18 protein-coding genes and 2 rRNA genes are annotated in these 22,439 nt (G+C 58.9%); 5 read left to right on the top strand and 15 right to left on the bottom strand.

Going from position 1 to position 22,439, the window contains the following annotated elements; all coding sequences use genetic code 11:
* Positions 1-10: 10 nt before the first annotated feature.
* From fsa to AAAX73_RS04580, 3 genes are all read right to left on the bottom strand, one after another.
* Positions 11-694: a fructose-6-phosphate aldolase gene (gene fsa, locus AAAX73_RS04590; RefSeq protein ID WP_117757862.1), complete on the bottom strand. Its 684-nt coding sequence runs from the start codon at positions 692-694 to the stop codon at positions 11-13.
* Positions 695-913: 219 nt separating this feature from the next.
* Positions 914-2,188, bottom strand: a complete 1,275-nt coding sequence (locus AAAX73_RS04585; protein WP_006235615.1) for a class II D-tagatose-bisphosphate aldolase, non-catalytic subunit — start codon at positions 2,186-2,188, stop codon at positions 914-916.
* A gap of 144 nt (positions 2,189-2,332) precedes the next feature.
* Positions 2,333-3,805 carry a fructose-specific PTS transporter subunit EIIC gene (locus tag AAAX73_RS04580; protein ID WP_349125162.1) on the bottom strand — a complete coding sequence of 491 codons (1,473 nt, stop codon included), beginning with the start codon at positions 3,803-3,805 and terminating at the stop codon, positions 2,333-2,335.
* A gap of 415 nt (positions 3,806-4,220) precedes the next feature.
* Here AAAX73_RS04580 and AAAX73_RS04575 point away from each other — a divergent pair, with 415 nt between their 5' ends.
* Complete coding sequence (locus AAAX73_RS04575; RefSeq protein ID WP_349125161.1) at positions 4,221-5,231, top strand: LacI family DNA-binding transcriptional regulator; 1,011 nt, start codon at positions 4,221-4,223, stop codon at positions 5,229-5,231.
* A 129-nt stretch (positions 5,232-5,360) separates the two neighbouring features.
* Complete coding sequence (locus AAAX73_RS04570) at positions 5,361-6,344, top strand: DNA/RNA non-specific endonuclease (RefSeq protein ID WP_349125160.1); 984 nt, start codon at positions 5,361-5,363, stop codon at positions 6,342-6,344.
* A 113-nt stretch (positions 6,345-6,457) separates the two neighbouring features.
* Here the strand turns inward: AAAX73_RS04570 and AAAX73_RS04565 are convergent, their stop codons facing one another.
* The 4 genes from AAAX73_RS04565 to AAAX73_RS04550 all read right to left on the bottom strand — a co-directional run bounded on the left by AAAX73_RS04565 (position 6,458) and on the right by AAAX73_RS04550 (position 11,252).
* A complete protein-coding gene (locus AAAX73_RS04565) occupies positions 6,458-8,533 on the bottom strand; it encodes an elongation factor G (RefSeq protein WP_349125159.1) in 2,076 nt (691 codons plus the stop codon).
* Between the two features lie 297 nt (positions 8,534-8,830).
* Positions 8,831-9,595: an amino acid ABC transporter ATP-binding protein gene (locus AAAX73_RS04560; protein ID WP_117817843.1), complete on the bottom strand. Its 765-nt coding sequence runs from the start codon at positions 9,593-9,595 to the stop codon at positions 8,831-8,833.
* Entirely contained in the window at positions 9,588-10,226 is a 639-nt protein-coding gene (locus AAAX73_RS04555) for an amino acid ABC transporter permease (protein WP_349125232.1), read from the bottom strand. Before AAAX73_RS04555 ends, AAAX73_RS04560 begins: the two co-directional genes overlap by 8 nt.
* A 165-nt stretch (positions 10,227-10,391) precedes the next feature.
* Entirely contained in the window at positions 10,392-11,252 is an 861-nt protein-coding gene (locus AAAX73_RS04550; protein WP_117817847.1) for a transporter substrate-binding domain-containing protein, read from the bottom strand.
* Between the two features lie 572 nt (positions 11,253-11,824).
* Between AAAX73_RS04550 and rlmD the strand changes: the two genes are divergently transcribed.
* Positions 11,825-13,039, top strand: coding sequence for a 23S rRNA (uracil(1939)-C(5))-methyltransferase RlmD (rlmD, locus tag AAAX73_RS04545; protein ID WP_349125231.1), 1,215 nt, complete (start codon positions 11,825-11,827; stop codon positions 13,037-13,039).
* A 77-nt stretch (positions 13,040-13,116) separates the two neighbouring features.
* On the opposite strand, the gene AAAX73_RS04540 is transcribed toward rlmD, so the two are convergent.
* From AAAX73_RS04540 to tilS, 5 genes are all read right to left on the bottom strand, one after another.
* On the bottom strand, positions 13,117-13,938 hold the full coding sequence (locus AAAX73_RS04540) for a phosphatase (RefSeq protein WP_118081738.1): 822 nt from the start codon (positions 13,936-13,938) through the stop codon (positions 13,117-13,119).
* Between the two features lie 165 nt (positions 13,939-14,103).
* Positions 14,104-15,288 carry a pyridoxal phosphate-dependent aminotransferase gene (locus AAAX73_RS04535; RefSeq protein WP_349125158.1) on the bottom strand — a complete coding sequence of 395 codons (1,185 nt, stop codon included), beginning with the start codon at positions 15,286-15,288 and terminating at the stop codon, positions 14,104-14,106.
* Between the two features lie 185 nt (positions 15,289-15,473).
* Positions 15,474-17,552 carry an ATP-dependent zinc metalloprotease FtsH gene (gene ftsH / locus AAAX73_RS04530; protein ID WP_349125157.1) on the bottom strand — a complete coding sequence of 693 codons (2,079 nt, stop codon included), beginning with the start codon at positions 17,550-17,552 and terminating at the stop codon, positions 15,474-15,476.
* A gap of 61 nt (positions 17,553-17,613) precedes the next feature.
* Positions 17,614-18,162 (bottom strand): hypoxanthine phosphoribosyltransferase, encoded by a 549-nt coding sequence (gene hpt / locus AAAX73_RS04525; protein ID WP_118081750.1) that lies wholly within the window; start codon positions 18,160-18,162, stop codon positions 17,614-17,616.
* Positions 18,163-18,310: 148 nt separating this feature from the next.
* On the bottom strand, positions 18,311-19,849 hold the full coding sequence (tilS, locus tag AAAX73_RS04520) for a tRNA lysidine(34) synthetase TilS (protein ID WP_250787217.1): 1,539 nt from the start codon (positions 19,847-19,849) through the stop codon (positions 18,311-18,313).
* A 48-nt stretch (positions 19,850-19,897) separates the two neighbouring features.
* On the opposite strand from tilS, the gene AAAX73_RS04515 reads away from it, so the two are divergent.
* Positions 19,898-20,707, top strand: a complete 810-nt coding sequence (locus AAAX73_RS04515) for an MBL fold metallo-hydrolase (protein ID WP_349125156.1) — start codon at positions 19,898-19,900, stop codon at positions 20,705-20,707.
* A gap of 70 nt (positions 20,708-20,777) precedes the next feature.
* Here AAAX73_RS04515 and AAAX73_RS04510 read toward each other — a convergent pair whose 3' ends face one another.
* Positions 20,778-21,209, bottom strand: coding sequence for an Hsp20 family protein (locus AAAX73_RS04510; protein WP_035138719.1), 432 nt, complete (start codon positions 21,207-21,209; stop codon positions 20,778-20,780).
* Between the two features lie 278 nt (positions 21,210-21,487).
* Here AAAX73_RS04510 and AAAX73_RS04505 point away from each other — a divergent pair, with 278 nt between their 5' ends.
* Positions 21,488-21,958, top strand: a complete 471-nt coding sequence (locus AAAX73_RS04505) for a hypothetical protein (protein ID WP_250787219.1) — start codon at positions 21,488-21,490, stop codon at positions 21,956-21,958.
* Between the two features lie 115 nt (positions 21,959-22,073).
* Here the strand turns inward: AAAX73_RS04505 and rrf are convergent.
* Together rrf and AAAX73_RS04495 are read right to left on the bottom strand one after the other, a co-directional pair.
* A 5S ribosomal RNA gene (gene rrf / locus AAAX73_RS04500) occupies positions 22,074-22,189 on the bottom strand.
* Between the two features lie 146 nt (positions 22,190-22,335).
* Positions 22,336-22,439: ribosomal RNA gene (locus tag AAAX73_RS04495) — 23S ribosomal RNA — on the bottom strand; the annotation flags it as partial.

The raw sequence follows: 22,439 nt of genomic DNA, 5'->3' as shown, positions 1-22,439 counted from the left end.
AGAACCATCGTTACTGTGCCTCGACGACCTTTTTCCAGTCGGCCTCGAACGAGGCAAGGCCCTGGTCGGTCAGCGGGTGATGCAGGCACTTCTTGAGAGCGGCCATGGGCACGGTCGCGATGTCGGCACCAAGAAGAGCCGCCTGGGTCACGTGGTTGGGCGTGCGGACCGAAGCGGTGATAATCTCGACGGTGTCGTCGACGTTCTTGCCGGTCCAGTCATAGTTCTTGATGCAGGTCACGACATTGTCGAGCTGCGAGATGCCGTCCTCGGCGATGTCGTCAAAGCGGCCGACAAACGGGCTGATGTAGCGGGCACCGGCATTGGCGGCCATAAGGGCCTGCGTCGGCGAGAAAACAAGCGTCATGTTGACGCGCACGCCTGCATCGGCCAGGGCGCGGCAGGCTGCGAGGCCGGCCTCGCACACGGGAAGCTTAACCACGATGTTGGGAGCCAGGGCGGCAAGGCGCTTGCCCTCCTCGATCATGCCCTCGGCAGTGGTCGCGGTGGACTCGGCGGACACGGGCAGTCCCTCGCAAAGCTCGGCGATCTTGAGCATGTGAGGCTCAAAGTCTGCAAGCTTGCCGCCGGTCTTGGCGTACAGGGACGGGTTGGTGGTGACGCCGGCAAGGCAGCCCCAGCTCTTGGCCTCGGCGATCTCGTCAAGGTTGGCGGTATCGATAAAGAACTTCATGGTGCAAACTCCTTCAAATGAATTGCTAGTAATCCTAAGGACAGCGGCCCGATCGTCGGTCAATCCAACGTCAGCGAGCGGGCAGCTGCCGTGGCAAGGTGGTGCGAAAGAGGAGCGAAGCGTACTTTGGTACGCGAGCGACGGCTTGAGCGCCAGATTGCCCGGCAGATGCCCGCGCAGCGTCGACCGGTCCGGCGTTTGTCAAAACGCCGGAACTACCTAGTCCTCGAGAGCCTTCTCGATGCGGCTCGTGACGCCCTTGAGGTTAAGACCGACGACGTACTGCTTGATCGGGCGCTTGATGTGCTCGATCACAAAGCGCTTGCCGTCGATGTCCTGGGCAGCGAGGTTGCGATAGAGTTTCTCGACCTGCTCCTTGACCTCGGGATCGTTAAAGGCGTAGTGGCCGGAGACATCCAGAATCTTCAGGCTGAGCTCGTCGTCGGCCAGAATATCGTCAACCTGCAGGTTGACATCGTCGCCGGTCATCCACTTGCGCCAACGCTCGGTCTTGATAGCCTTGACCAGCAGCGTGTGATACAGGTCGGAGGGATCGTCGCACAGGCCGTTGTCGACCAGAATCTGCTCAGTAGCGCAGAGCTTGAGGTAAGCGCGGGTCTCCTCGGTGCCGTACTGAGGGGCAACATTGGAGGCCGTCACGTGAGCCGGGATGTGCTCGAGCAGCGTCGCGTCATCCAGGTAGTCGGCGTTGTGCTCCTTCAGGCCCACGCCGTAGCGCTTGGCCATGTCGGCGAGCTCGCGGGCATTCTTAAAGTTGTAATGACCGACCTGCTCGGTCCAACGGGTGAGCGTGCCGGTCTGGCCGACGATAAAGGTGGGCATGGGGCAGCCGCGCTTCTCGAGCTCGGGCTGCAGCTGAGAAATGAACTCCTCGTACTTATCGGTGGAGGTCAGACCGCCATTGGTCTCCTCGGTACCGACCTCATAGGCGACCTCGGGCAGGTTATGCTCGCGGCGGTACTGCTCAAGGTAATCGATCAGGTCGATCGTGCGGCGAAGCACAACGTCGAGCGGAATAACCTTGCCGATCTGATAGGGGTCCTTGGTGGGGTCGACCATCAGCAGGTCAAAGCCTGCCTCCATGTCGGCGACGAAGGACTTGCGGGCGAGCTCCATGGCCTCGTCCTCGGGCAGGTGGGCGTTACGCTCCTCGTCGCGCTGCCACGGACCGCCATGATCGCGGCACAGGTAGTACGGACCGGTGTAACCCACCTCGTCGGCAACCTTCTTAATGTCGGCAGCAAAGCGCGTCTGGTCCCAACCGTTGACGTAGCCGGCGCCCATCTCGTCCATATCGACCTGGTTGCGGCTGGCGATAAACATGGGAGGGAAATCCTCGTCCTTGGCAAGCTCGAACACGGCCTGAATCAGGTTGGGGCTCATGGGGCCAATGCCGACCATGGTTGCGTGATCGCCGCTATCCTGCAGCTTGAGCATGCCCTGAACGGCCTGACGGATGGTGAGATTGGACATTTTGTTCTCCTTCTCCAGAGGATTTTTGACAAAAGTTCCCTGGGACCCAGATACGGGCCCTATCAGTGCGGATGGATTTTGTTGTGTAGGGGCGGTTGTGCGGAGTCAAATCCATCCCTCCGCACAACCGGAGTCCTTAAAGGTTTACTTGGCCTGTTTATCGAGCGTGGGCTTCATGGCAATCAGGATTGCAGCGGCAACCACAGAGCCAATCACGATGTCCAGGCAGAACAGCGCGACGTTGTTGGTAGCAAGGGCGACGATAAAGCCACCGTGCGGGACGTAGCAGTCGATGCCCTGGAAGGCGGCGAGAGCAGCACCCACGGCAGAGCCGATGCAGATGCCGGGAAGGGTGTGGCCGAGATCCTTGACCGCGAAGGGAATGGCGCCCTCGGTAATACCGATGCAGCCCATGAACAGCGCAGAGATGCCCATCTGACGGTCGGCGTCATCGAACTTGTTCTTGGCGATAAGTGCAGCGAGGCCACAGGCGATCGGGGGAACGGCGACGGCGACGCGGAACATACCATTAGGACCGTAAATGCCGGAGGCCATGATGGCCATGGTGAAGGTCGAGGCGGTCTTGTTGATGGGGCCGCCCATATCGAAGGCGGTCATAACGCCAATGACCAGACCCAGGACAACCGCGGAACCGCCCTGCAGGCTGCCGAGCACGCCGGTAAGCCAGTCCATCACAAAGCCAAGCGGCGTGGCCAGGATGTAGATATAGGCCATGCCCAGGACAAGCGAGGTCAGAATCGGGATGATCAGGATGGGCATGATGGTCTGGATAGTGTTGTTGACCTTCCAGGTCTTCATCCAGCGGACAAAGTAGCCGCAGATGACCGCCATGATCATGGCGCCCAAGAAACCGGTCGAAACGCTGTTGCCGTTAGGGGTAACGACTGCGTTGTTGACCAGGTAGCCCAGGACAAAACCGGGGGCGAGCGCGGGCTTGCCGGCCATCGAGTAGGAGATGTATGCCGCAAGCACCGGGATCATCATGGAGATGCCGGCCATACCGATGGTGTTAAGGCTCACCATCAGCGGGTTCGTAACCTCCATGCCATTGGCGCCGGCGGTGCCGGATGCCAGTGAGAAGGCAAGGAACACGCCGCCGATAACGACAATGGGGATAAAATAGGAAACGCCGGTATTGAATGCATTGAGCAGCGTCTTGCCAGGATCGGCAAAGATGGACTGCTTGGACGCCGGTGTCGGGGCCTGCGGGGCAGCGGAGACGGCCTTCTTCTCTGCCTTGGCCTCGGCCTTGGGCGCGTCAACGGAGCCGCCCGTCGCCTTGATGATCTCAACGGCCTGGTCGATGATCTTTACCGGATCGGCGATTACATCCGAGGTGCCGACCTTCAGGAACTTGCCCTCGGCCATCTTCTGCTCAAAACGGTCCTCATTCTCGACACCCACGTCGACGGACTCGAGCACCAGGTCGGCGGAATCCACGTCTTCCTGCGTCAGCTCGTTCTCGATGCCCAGACCACCCTGAGCCTCGACTTTGCACTCGATGCCACGGGCGGCGCATTCATCTTGAATCGCCTTCTGGGCCATATACGTGTGGGCAATACCCACGGTACAGGCGGCAACGCCTACGATCTTCATTGCTTCCCTCTTTTCATAGAGTTGCGTGCGCAAGACACCGTTTGCGGAGGCCTCCGGAGCATCCCCTGCCGTTTGGACTTGCTGTCTTTTCGACAAGACCAATATAGGGTGCTGGCATTGATTAAACCAGCTCAATTCGGTAAACGCGCAGGTCAGAGCATTAGTTATGCGATTTAGTTATGCGTTTAACCAAAAATGAATCCTGCGATTTTACCCTCGATTTCAAAAGTCAAGAAGTATTTGATTTTCTCGGTAGACGGCAGATGCGCATGCCGGTCACAAATTTCGACCCCACCCGTATACCGCATTTGTTGCATACTCATATGAAAGGAAAGGGTCGCTCACCAAAGCGCATCCCACACCAAGACTCAAAGTCATCATGTTGGAAAATGCTCATCTGTCGGAAGGAGTCGCTGTGGCAAAACAGCGCGTTACGATCGCAGACGTCGCCCGCGAGGCGGGAACTTCAACAGCAAGCGTCTCGTATTACCTCAACGACAAACGAGACAAGCTCAGCGACAAGACGCAGGCAAAGATCGCGCGCGTTATAAAGGAGCTGGGGTACGTCCCCAACGCTCAGGCACAAACGCTCACCGGCAAACAGACCCACGTCATCGCCATCATCATCTTGGATAACACCAACAAGTGGGCGGGCCTCGTCCTCAACGGCATGGAGCAGGTCATGCTCCCCGCGGGCTACCAAACGGTCGTTTGCACCAGCAATTTCGACCCCGAGACCGAGCTCATGTATGTCGACAAGATGCTCTCACTGGGCGTCGATGGCTTTATCATCCAGCCCACGGCAAACTTCAAGGCCGTTCATGACCGCATCAAGCGCGCCGGCAAGCCCGTCGTCTTTTTCGATGCGGCCATCTATAGCCCAGGTACCAGCTGGATCAAAACCAACCTTTACGACGGTGTGTACAACGCCACGCAGGCACTCCTCGACGCCGGCTACGAGGACTTTTTCTCCATTGCCGCCAACATGACCGAGATGCGCACCCGCATGGAGCGTTTTCAGGGGTATGCCGAGGCACTGGCAGCGAACGGACAGCTCTACAAAGCGATTCCCATCGACCACAACAAGCCGTCGGTCAGTGAGCTTACCGAGTACTTTAAATACAAGTTCAACCCCGCCAAGCGAACCCTTATCTTCGTGCAAAATCAGTGGGCACTTCCCCGTGTCTACAAGGCCCTCCAGCCCATGGCCCATCTACTTCCGCAGCAAATCGGTCTTTTGGGACTCAACTGCGAAGACTGGACCAACCTCACCACGCCGACCGTCTCCACGATCATCGAGCCCGTCGACCAGGAAGGCAGAGAGGCGGCCGAGATGCTCCTCGCGCTACTCGATGGCAGCAGCACGCCCGGTGAGCAGCGTATTCTCGAATGCAAACTCAATTGGCTCGGTTCCACCTCGATCTAGCCATACGTCAAATATGAGGCAAATGAATCCGTAGCGGTTGTCCCAAATCTTAAGTATTTGTTCGACAGAACGGCCCCTGCCGGCTCCTGCTAGACTGGTAGATTCCCAATTGACTAGCCAGGAGTCACCATGTCGCGCAAGTCCGCCTACAAGCAAGTACTTTCCATCGGCACCGCCGTGGTGCTGGGGTTTGCGTTGTTCACAGGGTCGCTCGACGGAGCGCCCAAGCTGTTGTCGCCACAAAGCGATGAGCAGGCAGCGGCTCTGGCCGAGAAACAAAACGAGAGTCCCAGCCGCACCGACGACGAGGCAGACCTGGTTGCCCGGCTCGAATCGGGAACGGCAAGCTCCACGGATTCCGAAGGGGGCCAAAGCACCGGCGATGGCTCCGATTCCGCCACAACCGACACCGGCGACGGCACTTCCGCAGATAGCACCACCACCCCCATCGACGAGGTCGAAAACCCCGATCTCGACCGCGCCCGCGGCGTATATCTCAGCAGCATTCCCGACTACGCGGGTAACCCCTATGTGGCCTTGCGCGCCGACAGCACGCACCCGCTCGGCACACCGTCATTCACGCTCGATGAATACGAGCGCGCCACCGAAGAGGGTTGCTTTAAGAAGTTCTCCAAACTCGACAGCTTGGGCCGCACCCGCAAAGCGCTCGCCTGTGTGGGCCCCGAATCACTCGGTCAAGGCGAGCGCGGCGATATCTCGCGTATCCATCCCGCTGGATGGCGCCAGCAGCGCTACGACTTTATTCCGGGCCAGAGCCTCTACAACCGCTGTCACCTTATCGCCTGGTCGCTCTGCGGCGAAAACGCCAACCGTAAGAATCTCCTCACCGGCACGCGCTATCTCAACGAGACGGGCATGCTACCGTTTGAAGAGCAGATTCTCAACTATATTCGCGATACGGGCAACCATGTGCTCTATCGCGTCACGCCCATGTACAACGAAGAGGAGCTTGTCTGCCGCGGCGTGCGCCTTGAGGCGCAATCGGTCGAGGACCACGGCAAGACGCTGTGCTTCCACGTGTACTGCTACAACCTGCAACCGCATGTGCAGATCGACTACACCACCGGCCGCAACCAGGCCTCGGGAGACTAGCCCCGAGCCACGACAAGAACTGATTTGCAACCCCACTGGGGATCAAAAAGGCCGCCCTGGATTGCCCAGAGCGGCCCTTGCATCGACATGTATGTTGCAGGCAAAGCCCCACGCTACTTGGCGCGGCCCTCCTCATAGCGCTCGACCAGCTTGGCCTGAACGTCATAAGGCACCTGCTCGTAGCCGGCAGGCTTCATGGTAAAGTCGCCCGTGCCGCGCGTGATGGAGCGCAGACGCGTCGAGTAATCCGTCAGCTCGGCCAGCGGCGCCTGGGCAATGACCACGGTATCGCCGCGCTCATCGGTCTCCATACCCGTCACGCGACCGCGTGAGGCCGAGATGTCGCCCATCACGGCGCCGGCGTAGCTCTCGGGGATAGTCACCGTGATTTCCTCGATGGGCTCCAGCACCACCGGGTCGGCATCGGCGCATGCCTTGCGCAGACCGATGCGGGCCGCCGCGCGGAACGCCATCTCGTTGGAGTCGACGCTGTGATACGAGCCGTCGTACACGGCCACGCGAATGCCCGTGAGCGGGTAGCCGGCAATGATGCCGTCCTTCATAGTCTCCTGGACACCCTTGTCCACGGCGGGGATCAGCGAGCGCGGAATTCGGCCGCCCACGACCTCGTCTACAAACTCATAGCCATCGCTCGTGCCGTCGGGCCCAATGAGTGGCTCAACGCGCAGCCAGCAGTCGCCATACTGACCGGCACCGCCAGTCTGCTTCTTGTGGCGACCCTGGGCACTTGCCGTGCGGCGAATGGTCTCGCGATACGGAATACGGATCGGCACGCTCTTGGCCACGACCTTGGTGCGATCCTCAAGGCGATTGAGCAGGACCGAAACCTGCGCCTCACCCACGGCGGAGATGATAGTCTGGCCGGTCTCCTCGTCACGATCGATGCTCATGGTCGGATCGGCCTTGCACGCCTTCTCGATAAACGTGTATAGCTTCTCCTCGTCACCGCGGTTCTCGGCCTCGATGGCGATGCGGTACTGCGAGTTGGGGAACTTAAACGCCGCAGCCTCGACCTTGCCGGTAATCGAGAGTGTATCGCCCGTCTCGGCCGCCAGCTTGGGCGCCACGATGATATCGCCGGCATAAGCGTGGCCGACCTCGGTCATGTCACGGCCGCACATCACATACAGGTGGGCCAGACGCTCACCCTTGCGCGTGCGCGCATTGACCAGCTCAAGGCCCGGCTCAAGCGTACCCGTCAGCACCTTGATAAAGCTGATGCGACCCTGTTGCGGATCGGCCAAGGTCTTAAACACAAATGCCACCGGGCGGTCATCGTCACTCGAGATCTTAAGCGAATCGCCGTCGATGAGCGGCATCTCGCCGTAGTCCGTCGGCGCCGGGAAGTACGTGGCGATATCGTCCATCAGCGAGTTGACGCCCTGCTCTTTAATGCAATCGCCCGCAAAGACCGGCACAAAGATGCGCTCGGCGATCGCCTTCGAAAGCAGGCCTTCAAGCTCCTCCTGCGTCAGTGTCTCCTCGCCTTCCAAGTACTTCATCATCAGTTCGTCGTCAGCCTCGGCCACCAGCTCGCACAGATGGTCATGGGCTTCCTCGGCCTGGGCACGATACTCCTCGGGAATCTCCGACTCAACGGCTTCAGTGCCGTTGCAATGGCGTGCCTTCATGCGCACCAGATCGATGATGCCGTCGAAGTCCTCGCCCTCGCCCCAGGGAAGGGTCACGGCGCCCAGGCGCATACCAAAGCGCTCCTGCAGCAGATTCATCGTGGTCGCAAAGCTGGCCTCAGAGCGCGACAGGCGGTTTACGAACACCGCACGCGCCAGACGCAGGTCCTCGGCGGCATACCAGAGCTTAACCGTCGTAGGCTGTGGGCCGGCCTCGGCATCGACCACAAACAGAGCCGTCTCGCAGACGCTCATCGCGGCAAAGGCGTCGCCGATAAAATCGGGATAGCACGGGGCATCGAGCACATTGATGCGCGCGCCCTTCCAGTCGATCGGCGCAATGGTCGTCGAGATGGAAAATGCACGCTTGACCTCCTCGGGGTCATAGTCGAGCGTGGGCTTGGTGCCGTCGTGGCCGCCCAGGCGGGCGGTCTTGCCAGAAAGGTGGAGCATGGCCTCGGCGAGTGAGGTCTTGCCCACCCCGCCTTGGCCTACGAGCACCACGTTCCTTACGTTACCGGTCTTGGGAGCACCCATGATGACCTCCTTGCAGGGCCGCGCGCAATGCGCGACGCCAACGGGGAGAGTTCGCGGTCGGTGCCATCCCGGGAGCAGCATGGTCGGCAGCCGAGCCGACTCACCCTCCAAATGTCCTATGCCACCACCCTACCCTCACGGGCGACCGTCCATGCATACCTTTCGGCGCACGTATGAATACAGGCGGCGAGAGGAAGAAGAGCGCATGCGAGGCGATTATTAAACCCCATCGATACAAATAAAAGCCGCCGCAGACCATAAGACCTGCGGCGGCTTTTTCTCAATATATAGCTGAGCCTAGCCCTCGATACGGCTCAAGAACTCACGGGTACGTTGCTCACGCGGGTGATCGATAACCTGCTCGGCAGGACCCTCCTCGACAATGCGACCGCCGTCCATAAAGACCACGCGGTCGGCAACATCGCGCGCAAATTGCATTGCGTGGGTCACGATCACCATCGTCATATTCTGCGCGGCAAGGTCTTTAATGACACGCAGCACCTCGGCCGTTAGCTCGGGATCGAGCGCCGAAGTCGGCTCGTCAAAGAACAAGATCTCCGGGTCGAGCGCCAAGGCGCGGGCGATACTCACACGCTGTTGCTGACCACCCGAAAGCTCACATGGCACCTTGTTCTCGTTGCCCGTAAGCCCCATCTGCGCGATCAACTCACGCGCACGCGCTTCGGCCTGCTCGCGCGGACGCTTGAGTACGCGAACCGGAGCGTCGGTGATGTTTTTCATCACCGTATAGTGCGGGAACAGATTGTAGTTCTGAAACACCAGACCAAACCGCGAGCGCGCCTGTTTAGGCACATCGCCCTTTGCGTACACCGCGCCCGAACCCGCATCCGTCGCGACGGCAAGGTCGCCAAACGAAAGCGAGCCACCGTCGAGCGTCTCGAGCAGCGTGGCGCAGCGCAGCAGCGTGGACTTACCGCCACCCGAAGGCCCGATAATCGCCACAACCTCGCCACGCTTTACCTCGAGTGAGATATCCTTGAGCACCTTATTGCCGCCAAACGCCTTGCGCGCGTTCGCTATATTCATTACCGAATTAATCATGGTAGTAATCCAATTTTTTCTCGGCGGCGCCCAGCAGCATCTCGACCACAAAGTTAAAGACCCAGTAGATCAGCGCCGCAATCGCAAACGGCACCATGCTCACCTGCGAGGCAACCAGCGCCTTGGCGGTCGAGAACATCTCACCCACGCCAATGGCAAACGCCAGCGACGTGTCCTTGACCAGCGTGATGATCTCGTTGCCCATCGCCGGCAGAATACGCTTGGCGACCTGCGGCATCACGATATACAGAAACGTCTGCGTGCGCGAATAGCCCAGCACCTCGGCGGCCTCATATTGACCGCGCGGAATCGACTGCAAGCCCGAGCGATAGATCTCGGCAAAGTAGCCGGCGTAGTTGATGATGAACGCCACAACGCACGCCGTCCATTTGGAATCGGGCGTGAGCGAGATGCCGAACACGTAATACGGGGCAAAGTAGATGGCAAACATCTGCAGCATGAGCGGCGTACCGCGCATGACCGAAATGTAGATGCGCGCAATCCAGCGCAGCGGCGCGACCTTGCTCATGCGCATAAACGCCACGGGAATTCCCAGGGGAATCGACCCGAGCAGCGTCAGCACAAACAGCTGCAAACTGACCAAGAATCCCTGGCCAAGCATCTGCATCATGACTTGAATAGACAACCTAAGCTCTCTTTCACAGCAACAGAACAGCGAACCCAATGTCAAAGCGGGTTTTCCAGGTGCCCGAGTTTGCCGTGAAAGAGGAGCGCCGCGTACTAAATGTACGCAAGCGACGGTTTGAACGGCAAAATCGAGTGCCTGGGAAAGCCGCTATTTCAAAACCCAGTTGTCGAAGGACAGACCATAGCTCGCATACTTGTTGCACAGGTCCTTGACCGTGCCGTCCTCATAGAGTGCCTTGAGCGACTCGGTCACGGCATCGGCCGACTTGGTGTCGCCCTTCTTAAAGCCGACGGCGTAGTGCTCGCTGGACAGCGGCTCATCAAGCTGTGTATAGGCATCGGGCTTGGCGGCAAGCTGATACTGGGCAATCGAGAGGTCACAGGCGACGGCATCGACTGCACCACTCTCGAGCTGCATAAACGCCGTGTTGTACTCACCGATGGTATCGAGCGTGGCAAACGTCGCGGCCAAATCCTTCTGGTCGCCCTCGAGCACATCCTGTGCAGCGGAATCAGTCTGGGTAATCACGGTCTTGCCGGCAAGATCGTCCCAGCTCTTGATGCCTGCATCCTTCTTTACCACCAGCACCTGCTCGTTAAGCATGTACGGCTCGGAGAACGTGTAGTCGTCCTCGCGGCCCTCCATGGTAAAGCCGTTCCAGATACAGTTGATGGCGCCCGAGTTGAGCAGCGTATCCTTGGCATCCCAGTCGATGGCCTCGTATTTGACCTCCCAGCCCTGCTTATCGGCAACAGCCTTGGCCAAATCGAGATCAAAGCCGGTGTACTCGCCATCGTCGCCCACAAAACCATACGGAGGATAGGACTTATCAAAGCCCACCACGAGCTTCTTGGACTCCGCAGCGCCCTTCACATCCTTGGCCGCGGCAGAGCCAGCGGCGGAGCCCTTGCCGGCGCCACCGCCGCAACCGACAAGACCAAGGCCAAGCACCGTGGCGAGCGAGCCGGCTAGACCAACAAACTGACGACGAGACATATCGGTGTTCATGGTATTCCCCCTTGATGACACTTTAGTTAGGTAAAGTGAGTCATGTAACGTTCAGAATCATACACTTTAGCGTGATAGAGCACAAGGCGAGTTTGCCCGCCGCGTGAGGGGTGTGGGGGTTAAGTTTCCTGCTCTACAGTCCTGCTCACGACGGAGGCCACATTAAGTGGCCTCCTGTTCGTGCGGAACTCGCGATAAACTTAACCCCCACACCCCTCACGCGGCGGGCAACCGTCGTTGGGCTTATCACTGACACGAATAAACCGCTTGTATATCGTCTGCTGGCTTGGCACGGTACAATACTTGCAGCTTTAATTCATGAATTAGTGGAGTTATTGATGGCAGAATCTCGTGCGGAGCGTAGGGCTCGTCGTGCTTTGATCGAGGCGGCTGAGGGGTCGGAGGAGAAAAAATCTTCTAAGAAATCCAAGTCGTCTCAGGATGCGAAGGGCAAGTCAGCCAAAGGCAAGGCTAAGGCCAAGCGTCCCGGCTCTCGTCGGAGCGAGGACAAGGCATCTCAGACTCGCTCCAAGCGCTCGCATATAGATCAGGTTTCGTCTGCGCGTAAGGCTGTGGATCCCAAGTCTCCCTGTCCGATCATGAAAGCTTGCGGGGGGTGCACGGCGCTCAATCGTCCTTATAAAAAGCAGTTGGCAGCTAAGCAGGCTGTTATGGAGGAGCTTTTTGCTGCTCTTTGCGAGCGCGAGGGTATTAGCGTCGACCCCATTCGCGGTATGGGCGTCACCCTGGGCGACCCGGGCAAATATCCTGCGCCGCGCGGGTTTCGCCATAAGGCCGCCACTCCCTTTGCCCCCGGCAGAGAGGGCGCTGTCCGTTGCGGTTTCTTTGAGCGCGGCACGCACAAGATCGTTGCCGTACCCGAATGCCCCGTCGAGGCACCGGGCGCCCGTCAGATTCTCAACGGCATCGCACGCGAAGCTGAGCGGCTGCATATTCCCGCCTTTAATGAGGACAAGCATCTTGGTTTGCTTCGCTATGCCGTCGTCCGCTGCGGCTGGCGTACCGACCAGGTCATGGTCACGCTCGTGACCGCTCAGCGCGACTTGCCGCATGCGCAGGAGTTCTTTGAGGCTGTCGCCGCACTCAATCCGCACATCGTCACCGTCGCCCAAAACATCAACGGACGTCCCGGCAACGCCATCCTCGGCGAGGAAACCCGCATTGTATATGGCGCCGAGTGCATGCGCGACCAGCTGCTCGGTTGCGAATTCGATATCTCCCCTACCGCGTTTTATCAGACCAACCCGCAACAGACCGAGCTGCTCTATCAGCTCGCTATCGACGGCATGGATTTGCACCAGGGCGATGTGCTCATGGATGCCTACTGTGGCAGCGGTACCATCGGCCTGTGCGCAGCCAAAGCCGCCCAGGACAAGGGCATCGGCATTATGCTGCTTGGCGTGGAGCGCAACCACGCCGGCATCGCTGACGCACGTCGCAACGCCGAGCTCAACGGCCTTACTCGCAACGCATGGTTTATGGCCGACGATGCCACCGATTACATCCTAGATGCCGCCGACAACAACGAGCGGATCGATGTCCTTTCCATCGATCCGCCGCGCGCCGGCTCCACCCCCGAGTTCCTCGAAGCTGCCTGCGCACTTAAGCCGCGCCGCATCACCTATATCAGCTGCAACCCCGTGACCCAAGAGCGCGACCTGCATCAGCTCTTCGACGGAGGCTATCGCCTGCTCAAGATCACGCCCGTCGACATGTTCCCCCATACCGACCACACCGAAACCGTAGCGGTCCTCGAACGCCGCTAACCAACCTCAGTAGATTTTTAGGACAAGAAAGGGGGCGACCCGTCTGGGCCGCCCCCTTTCTTGGTTTATTAATTCCGCTACATCCCCTTGCGCAGGTCGCACACGCCGGCTGCCGCCATCTCGCGCAGCAGCGTCTCGCGATCGCGCGTCACGATCAGATCCAACGGGAAGTGAATCTCGTCGAGCATCTTGCGAGCGTAATCGAGCTTACCAATGGCCATGCCAATGTGCGCATCGGTCGAAACGCCAATGCCCACGCCCAGCTCGGCGCAGCGCTCAGCGATCTTGCGGCATACGGCCCAATGCTCAGTGTCAACACCGTGTTCAAGACTATGGTTGTTGATCTCGATAATCTTGTGCTTGGCCTTAGCCGCCAACAGCACCTCGTCGATATCGAACGGCACGCCCGAACGCCCCGTGTGACCCAGCATGAACACCTTGGGGTGCTCCAGGGCATTGATATACATCTCGGTCGCCTGGGCCAGCGTCGCGCCCTCAGCAATCTGTGGATTATGCACGCTTGCAACCAAATAATCCAAATTACGCGTAACCAAATCGAACAGCGAATGCTGACGACTGTACGAATCGCCAGCGATATCGAGCGTGACAGGAGTGTCCTCGCCAAACAGGCTTCCGTCCAGCGAAACGATATCGGCCTCGGCACCACGCAGCACCAGCACGCCGCTCCAAATGCGCGGCCAGATATCCTGGTTGATAAAGAATTGGTAACTGCGCAGGTCATTGGGACAAGCCGTAACCATAGAGCTCAGATGGTCGGCAGACCCGAGCACCTGCAGGCCACGCTCTGCCGCCCAGTACACATTCTCCTCAATGGTCGAATATGCATGCGCAGAGAACATCGTATGGGTATGAATGTCACAAGAAAGCAGGTAGGGCATCAGGTCTCCTTATCTGGCACGGCCGTCGCTTATATTCATTGTACGCATTGCCTTCGATAGTCGTAAAACCACTCCATCCCAAAGACACAACGTCCATGACAACGGGGTCCGGCTTAACACCAAACCCCGTTTCACGTAAAACATTGTAGGCAGAGCGCTTTACTTTTAACGATACTCGTCCGCCAACCGTTTCCAAGCGGGTAGCGAATTGACAATCGTTTCGTAACTCACGCAATAGCCCAGGCGGAACCAACCCGGCATACCAAAGCTGTCCGAGGGAACCGCAAGCAACTCATACTTCTTTGCGCGCTCGCAAAACGCATTCGCATCGGGCTCCAATGCTTTCACCCATAGGTAGAACGCGCCATCCGGCTCAACATAGGTGTAGCCATACTCCGCTAGTGCGTCGGTAAGCGCGGTGCGGTTGCGTGCATAGGCCTCAACGTCACTCGGCTCATCGATGCAGTCGATAATTACGCGCTGAAAGAGCGCCGGCGCGCACACGAAGCCCAGCGTACGGGCGGCACCGGCAACGGCCGGCATCAGACGGGCAGCCTGCGGATTGGTGTTGGGAACCAAGATCCACCCCACGCGCTCACCCGGCAGCGACAGCGACTTGGAATACGAGTAGCACACGATGGTGTGCTCGTAGATCGAGGGCACCCAAGGCACCTCGGCACCGTACACGATCTCGCGGTACGGCTCATCCGAGATGAGCATAATCGGATTCTCGGGATCGCGCTGAGCGTTGGCCTCGCGCAGAACATTGGCCAGTCGCGTCAGCGTGTCGCGCGTATATACGGCACCGGTCGGGTTGTTGGGCGAGTCGATAATGACGGCTGCCGTCTTGTCGGTGATCGCCTTGAATACGTTATCCACGCTCAGCTGGAATGTGTCCTCGTTGGCAAGCGCCTCGACACACGTGCAGCCGGCCTTCTCAATCCAAACGCGATACTCCGGAAAGTACGGGGCGATAACAATAACCTCGTCGCCCGGATTCGTAACGGCGTTGAGCGCGCAGGTGAGCGAAGCCGCGGCACCCACCGTCATAAAGACGTCTTTGCCCTCATAGCTCGTGCCAAAGCGGCGGTTGAGCGATTCGGCCACAGCGGCACGACATTGCGGCAGGCCCGGTGCGGGCGTGTAGCCGTGCAGCTGGTCGCTCGGCAGCTCCAGGGCCTTCTTAATGGACTCCGCCACAGCAGCGGGTGCCGGAACGCTCGGATTGCCCAGCGAAAAATCGAATACGTTTTCCGCACCGATCTGCGCCTTGCGCTCAAGGCCATAGCTAAAAATCTCACGGATGATGGAGCTTTCCGCACCGCGAGCATACATGGTTTCGTTGATCATCTGTTCCCCTTTCGCATAGGCGGTATTGTACGCTTTAGTTGAGCAAAGTGCCGCAGCAATGTTAATTGGGGACAGACTTAAATGCGTGAAAACGCTCATTTAAGTCTGTCCCCAATCAACAGATGGCCCCATATCGCTAAAAAAAGCCTCCGCAGGTTTCCCCGCGGAGGCTTTCGCCACAAAGACTATTTGTCGTCGTCGGCGTCGGCATCGGCGTTGACGGCATGGTCATCGCCAGCGCCATCGGATGCCACTTCGGCATCCTCCTGCATGGCCGCCTGCGCAAAAGCCGCGGCATCAGCCGCCAGCTCCTCCTCGCTCATACGGGGCGCGCGCTTTTTGGTCGGCATACCGGCCGCCTTGGCATTGCGCTCCTCCTTGGCCGCCAGGATATCGCCCTCGCGCTCAAGGTAGGCATCCCACTCGTTGTCGAGCAGGGCATTCACGGCGTCGCCTTCGACGGTCTCGCGCTCAAGCAGCACCTTCGCCATCAGATCAAGCTGATCGCGACGGGCATCCAGAATCTCGACCGCGCGGCGATGGGCCTCGCGCATAATGCGCTGGACCTCGATATCGATGCGACGCGCCGTCTCCTCGGAGTAATCCTGGTGATCGGCGTAATCGCGGCCAAGGAACACCTGATGCTGCGCCTCGCCAAACACTTGCGTGCCGAGTTCCTCGCTCATGCCCAGGCGCGTGACCATTTCGCGCGCCATCTTGGTTGCGCGCTCCAGGTCGTTGCTCGCGCCCGACGTGATGTCGTCGCACATGAGTTCCTCGGCAACGCGACCGCCCAAGAACACGGCAAGCTCGTCGAGCATCTCGTTCTTGGTCTTGAGGAAGTGATCCTCCTGCGGAAGCTGCAACGTGTAGCCCAGAGCCTGGCCGCGGCTGACAATCGAAATCTTATGAACCGGATCGGAGTGTTCCAAGATGTGACCCACCAGGGCATGGCCGCTCTCATGATAGGCAATCGTGGTGCGCTCGGCCTCGGTCATCACGCGACCCTTGCGTTGCGGTCCGGCAATCACGCGCTCCATCGACTCCTCGACCTCGTCCATCGAGATCACGGAACGATGGCGGCGAGCGGCCAGCAGCGCAGATTCGTTGAGCAGGTTTGCCAGATCGGCACCGGTAAAGCCAACGGTCATCTGGGCGAGCTTCTCAAACTTAACGTCCTCGTCCATCGGCTTATTCTCGGCATGTACGCGCAAGATCTGCTCGCGACCCTTTACGTCCGGACGGTCGACCGTGACCTGACGATCAAAACGACCGGGGCGCAGCAATGCCGGATCCAGAATATCGGGGCGATTGGTTGCGGCGATCAGGATGACCGACTCGCTTTCCTCAAAACCGTCCATCTCGACCAGCAGCTGGTTGAGCGTCTGCTCGCGCTCGTCGTGACCGCCGCCTAGGCCGGCTCCGCGCTGACGTCCCACGGCATCGATCTCGTCAATAAAGATGATCGACGGAGCCTGAGACTTGGCCTCCTTAAAGAGGTCGCGCACGCGGCTGGCGCCGACGCCCACGAACATCTCGACAAAGTCAGAGCCCGAGATGCTAAAGAACGGCACGCCTGCCTCGCCGGCAACGGCCTTAGCCAGCAGCGTCTTACCGGTACCCGGAGGACCAACCAGCAAAACGCCGCGCGGAATCTTGGCACCCAGCTTGCGATAGCGGTCCGGATCGCTCAGGAAGTCGCGGATCTCCTCGAGCTCCTCGACGGCCTCGTCCACGCCGGCAACGTCCTCGAACTTTACCTTGGGACGCGTAGCCTCGTTAGTCTTGGCGTTGGTCTTGCCAAACTGCATGTTCCTGTTATTGGCGCCCATCATCTGGCGCATAAAGTAGAACATGATGGCGATCAGGGCGATCGTCGGCAGCACGCTCATCGCCAAGTCGCCCCAAAAATCGGGGTCGTTGGTGTTGACGATATACTTGGTGTCGGGGTGCTCCGCCATAAGCTCGGCAAGCGAATCGGAGCCGACATAGGTCGAGGAAAAGCTCTTGAGCTCGCTCGTATCGCCCTTGTCCTTTTTTGTCTTCCAGTAATGACCCGCCACGCTTCCGTCTTGAACCGTATAGGTCAAATCTTCGACGCGATCCTGCTTAATGGCGCTGACCATCTCGCTCGTCGCGAGCTTAACGGTATTGCTGGAGCTGGCAAAACCGGAGCCCATATTAAAGAAGGCATAGCCCAGAAGCGCGCAAGCCAAAAGAAAATACAGCCAGCCCGTACGCGTGGGCTTCTTGCCTCCGGGCATCCCCGGGATCTTAGGCTCCCGGGGAGTCTGGGAATTGTTGTCGTTACGGTCGTCGGGCATCTTACGAATAAACCTCCGGTTTCAAAATGCCCAGATACGGAAGGTTGCGATAGCGCTCGGCATAGTCGAGGCCGTAGCCCACCACAAAGGCATCGGGGCAATGGGTTCCAACATACTTGGGCGTGATGGCCGAGGTGCGGTCCTCAACGTCCTTCCACAGGAAGGCAGCGACCTCCAGCGAGGCGGGCTTGCGGCTCTCAAGGTTCTTCATCAGGTACTTGAGGGTCAGGCCCGAGTCCAGAATGTCCTCGACGATCAGCACGTCGCGACCACGGATGTCGATATCCAGGTCCTTAATGATACGCACGATGCCCGAAGACTTCACACCGTCGCCATAGCTCGAAACAGCCATGAAATCGATGTTGGTCGGCAGCTCGATCTTGCGCATCAGGTCGCCCATAAAGACAACGGCGCCGCGCAGGACCGCGATCAACACCAGATCCTTACCAGCGTAGTCGCGCGTAATCTCCTCGCCCAGGCGAGAAACGATACCTTCGATATCCTCCTGCGTAAACAGAACCTTCTCGATATCCGGATGTTGAGAAGCCATGACAACCCTTTCTTGTGCTTAATCGCCCACACACCGCCGTATGGACGCGAACTACACATTCTAGCAGCGCACGGGGTATATTTTCCAGCCCGCGCATCATCAGCGCTGGAATACCGTCAACGCCGCACAGAAAAGCTGGTACGAGGGGCTAATCCGCGTCAACCACGCGAAGCAGATAGGCCACACGCGTCGCCGCCGTGCACTTAAAGCGTTCGTCCGCGCGAACTCCGGCGACCCACACCACGGCACCTCCCGGCGCCGTCCTCACCATGGGCACGCCGGCGCGCTCGGAAACGGGAATGCGAGCCTCTCCTAGCAAGTCGGATACCTTCTTGCTTCGGCCACTCATTCCTAACGGGCACATCACGTCTCCCGGTGCGGGACCGTCCACCCATAGGCGCGCCAATCGCGCCTCGGCAGGGATCTCGCCACGCGAGCCCGCCAGGATCCGCTCGCTATCGCTGTCGGCAAAACCCAGGGCAGCCGCGTCTACCAAAGCTGCCACTTCCCCGGCAGCCGCAAGCTCACGGGCGCGGCGCACGATATCGCATCCCGGTTCAACGGCCATCGGCTCTGCGACCAGCATACGTCCCCCGCCCAACGGCAAACGACCGGGTACGGTAACCCAGTCCGCGACCAGGCCCTCGCGAGCCACCGGAGCCTTAAACGCCAGCATGCCAAATTCGACGCGTGCGTCAATCCCCGCCGGAAGCGTGACCGAGCCTGCGCCCTCGGCAACGCAGGAAAGGACTCGCTCCACATGTCGCATCTCTGGACGAGCGTCCGGATCGATGCGTTTGATCGCCAGTCGCACGATGCGCCGCGCGATTACCACCTCGGCCGCAGCAAGGCGTCTGGCATCGAGCACTAGCGCACCCGCCGCCTCCTTGCGCAGGCAGCTTCGAAACGCCTGTGCCGACAGCTGGGATAGAAACGCATCTTCGTCACCAAGGATCTCGCAGGCGGCGCCAATCGTCTTGCACACGCTCGCATTACGCTGTGCCACCACTGGCATTACCCGATGGCGCACGTAGTTTCGCAGATACGAGATATCCTCATTGCTCTCGTCCTCACGCCACGGCTGACCATGTACCTGTAGATAGCCCACGAGCTCGCCATGAGTTAGGTCGAGCAAGGGGCGCACCACGATATTCCTCCGGTGAGGAATGCTCGATAGGCCAGCGGGCCCTGAACCCTTAATCGCGTTCATCAAAAACGTTTCCGCGCGATCCGAAGACGTGTGCGCGGTGCAGATACGAGCCGCCGTTCGCGGTGCCCCCGTCTGGGCGCAGAGCTCGCGAACATACCTCCGCGCCGCGGCATAGCGCACCTCGCGGGCCGCGGCCTCAATATTGCCCGACTCCCCATCAAAATAAGCGTGCTCCACGCACAGCGGTAAACCATATTTCGCGCAGAGCTCACGCACAAAGGCCTCGTCGCCATCGGACGCCTTGCCGCGCAGATGATGGTTTACATGCAGCACATGCAGGCGCTCGCGAGCAATGGGGGCAACACCGCGTCCGTCTTGGATATCCAGCTTTGATGTGCACGCCATAAGAAGCAGTGCCGTCGAGTCCGCGCCGCCTGATACCATGAGCACGACAGGAGCAGCCTGCTGCCTCGTCCGGGTCTCATCGACTGCCCCAGGCACGGCATGGTGTCCATAATGCTGAGATACCGTAGGCATTTGCTTCCTCCTCTATTCGTCCGCACCCATTGTATCCTTTGGAATCTTATGTCTCGTCTGCACCTTCATATCCTCGGCAGTGGCTCTAAAGGCAACTGCGCACTCATCGAGGGCCCGCAGGGGCTCATTATGGTCGATGACGGACTGTCTCGCCGCGAAACGCTCAAACGCATGGCGGAACTCGGACTGTCGGTAGACGACGTGTACGCCCTTGTTGTCACCCATGAACACAGCGACCACATCAAGGGGCTTGAGGTATGGTGCAAGCATTGGAATGGCCCAGTCTTTTCCAGCAGAGGAACGCTCACGTCCAAAGAAAGCCTCGCACATCTACCTGTCGAGGAATTCGACCCAGGTGACGCCCTCTCTATTGCCGGAGTCCACATTCAAACATATTCGACATCCCACGACGTCGTTAATCCCGTCGGCTACCGGTTTGACGCTCAGGGTGATTCAATTGGCTTTGCCACCGACACCGGCGAGTTGTCGAAGCATGCCATCGATACGCTCAAGGACTGTCGCATTCTCGCACTCGAAAGCAACCACGATGTAACCATGCTGCGTCAAGGCGACTATCCTCGCTTTCTTCAGGAACGTATCCTGTCTGTAAAAGGGCATCTCTCCAACGATCAGGCCGCCGATGCCGCACGCGCGTTGGCAACCGATCGCACCGAGCAACTTATCGCGATGCACATTAGCCAAGACAACAATCGCCCAAGCCTGACCGTCAAAAGCTACGCAAGCTCCCTCGACGCAACGCTCGACAACGAGCTTGGCAGCACCGCCACCCGCGTTGAGGGGCTGCATAAACTCACGATACGTCCCGCCGGACAATATCGGCCCATGACCATACAGTAAACAGCAAAGGGGGCTGGGAATCACTTCCCAGCCCCCTTAACGTAGGCACCGATTTTAAAAGCCGATAGCCTTAATCGATGGAAATCTTCGTAACGTTCTTCTTCTCGACAATCTTAGGAACCGTAACGGTAAGGATGCCGTCAGCGTACTTTGCAGAAAGGCCCTCGCTCGAAGCATCCTTCAGGTACACGCCGCGCGTCGCGCTGTACGAGCTGAACTCCTTCTGCAGGAAGTTCTTACCCTCGTTCTCCTCGTCTTCCTCGACATTCACGCTAATGGACAGACGGCCCTCGTTAAGCTCGACATCGATATCGTCCTTGGCGACGCCGGTCAGATAAGCCTTGACCTCATAGCCATCGCCCTTATCCTCAACGTCAACGGGGAACGCCTTAGAGGCAATCGAGCTGTTCGCTAGGTCGCTCATATCATCAAAGAGATCAAACAACGAGCTAGCAGAGGGACGAACACCAAAAACCGAACGATAAGGAACCATGCTTGCCATGACTACCACTCCTTTAAGGGACTGCCGAGCCATCTTCTAGGTGGCAGGGACTTCTTTTGACGCTCTAATATATGCCCATCCATTTCTTATATATACATTTTGATATAAAGTTTTTTAAGTCTCTTTCTATAAGCATATCTAAGTCTGGTCGACTAAGGTTTTAACGAAGCTAAAGTTCTTTGAACCGTGCCTTAAATACCATATACGCGGCCTGTCAAAACGAAGCGGAGGGCTTACAATGAGCGCATACACGTTGTTAATGACAACCTAAGGGCATCATGGACGATCAGACCTCCGACAATTCGTTTGAGTCGCTGCAGAACGATAGTTCTGCCTATTCACAGCCCATACGCTACCATCGTCCCCATATTTCCCAAGAGCCCATTAACGATGCAGAGCCTGAGTATGTAACTCGCAATCGATATCAAACCCTAGAAGAATCTCAATCAGCGCGCAGACACATGGGTGTCGCCTCGAGCGATCCGGTGTATCTAAAAGATGCCCCCTTATCCAAAAACAGCGCAAGCAGCCAGGAGCAGACACAAACACCCACAAAGCAACATCGCAGAGGGCCCCGTCCCAAGCAAACTCTAACGCATTCCGCCCGCTATCTCGAGACGCCTAAGCAGGGGAAATCGATATTTACATCGTCAAACAGACGGCGCAGACAGCACCGTCTCCAAATTGCGCTCTTGATCATTGCCATCGTGGCAATCGCGCTGGTCATTCATTTTGTTTTCTTCAAATAGAAAAGGCTATTAAGCCATAGAGGCGTTTAGCTCATATCGACCAAACGCAAAAAAAGGGGGAGGCCGCGAGGCCTCCCCCTTCTACATTCCCAATGGCGGCTCGGTGCCGTCCACCGGTCAGCGGCGCCCTGGCCTCCCACGGGCTGACCCCGCAGTACTCTCGGCGCGATGGGGCTTAGCTTCCGGGTTCGGAACGGGACCGGGCGTGCCCCCCATGCTCTGGCCGCTGACCGGTGGGCGGCGCCCACCGTTCTCGGTGTCCGGGTGTCCCTCTCACGTGCCCTGGGGGCCGCATGGCGTATAGGAAAGATGACTCGGGGGCATCCTCGTGCCCGGACCGCGCATGGGCGCTGGGTCCCGCGGGCCGCGAGGTGCGGTTCCGGAAGAGCTCGGGCGATTAGTGCGGCTCGGCTGAGGACGTCGCCGTCCTTGCACCTGCCGTCTATCGACCAGGTAGTCTACCTGGGCCCTTACCGGAAGG

This window comes from Collinsella sp. CLA-ER-H9 (genome assembly GCF_040092295.1).
Classification (GTDB): Bacteria; Actinomycetota; Coriobacteriia; order Coriobacteriales; family Coriobacteriaceae; genus Collinsella.
This window is presented reverse-complemented; position numbering and strand designations above follow the sequence as displayed.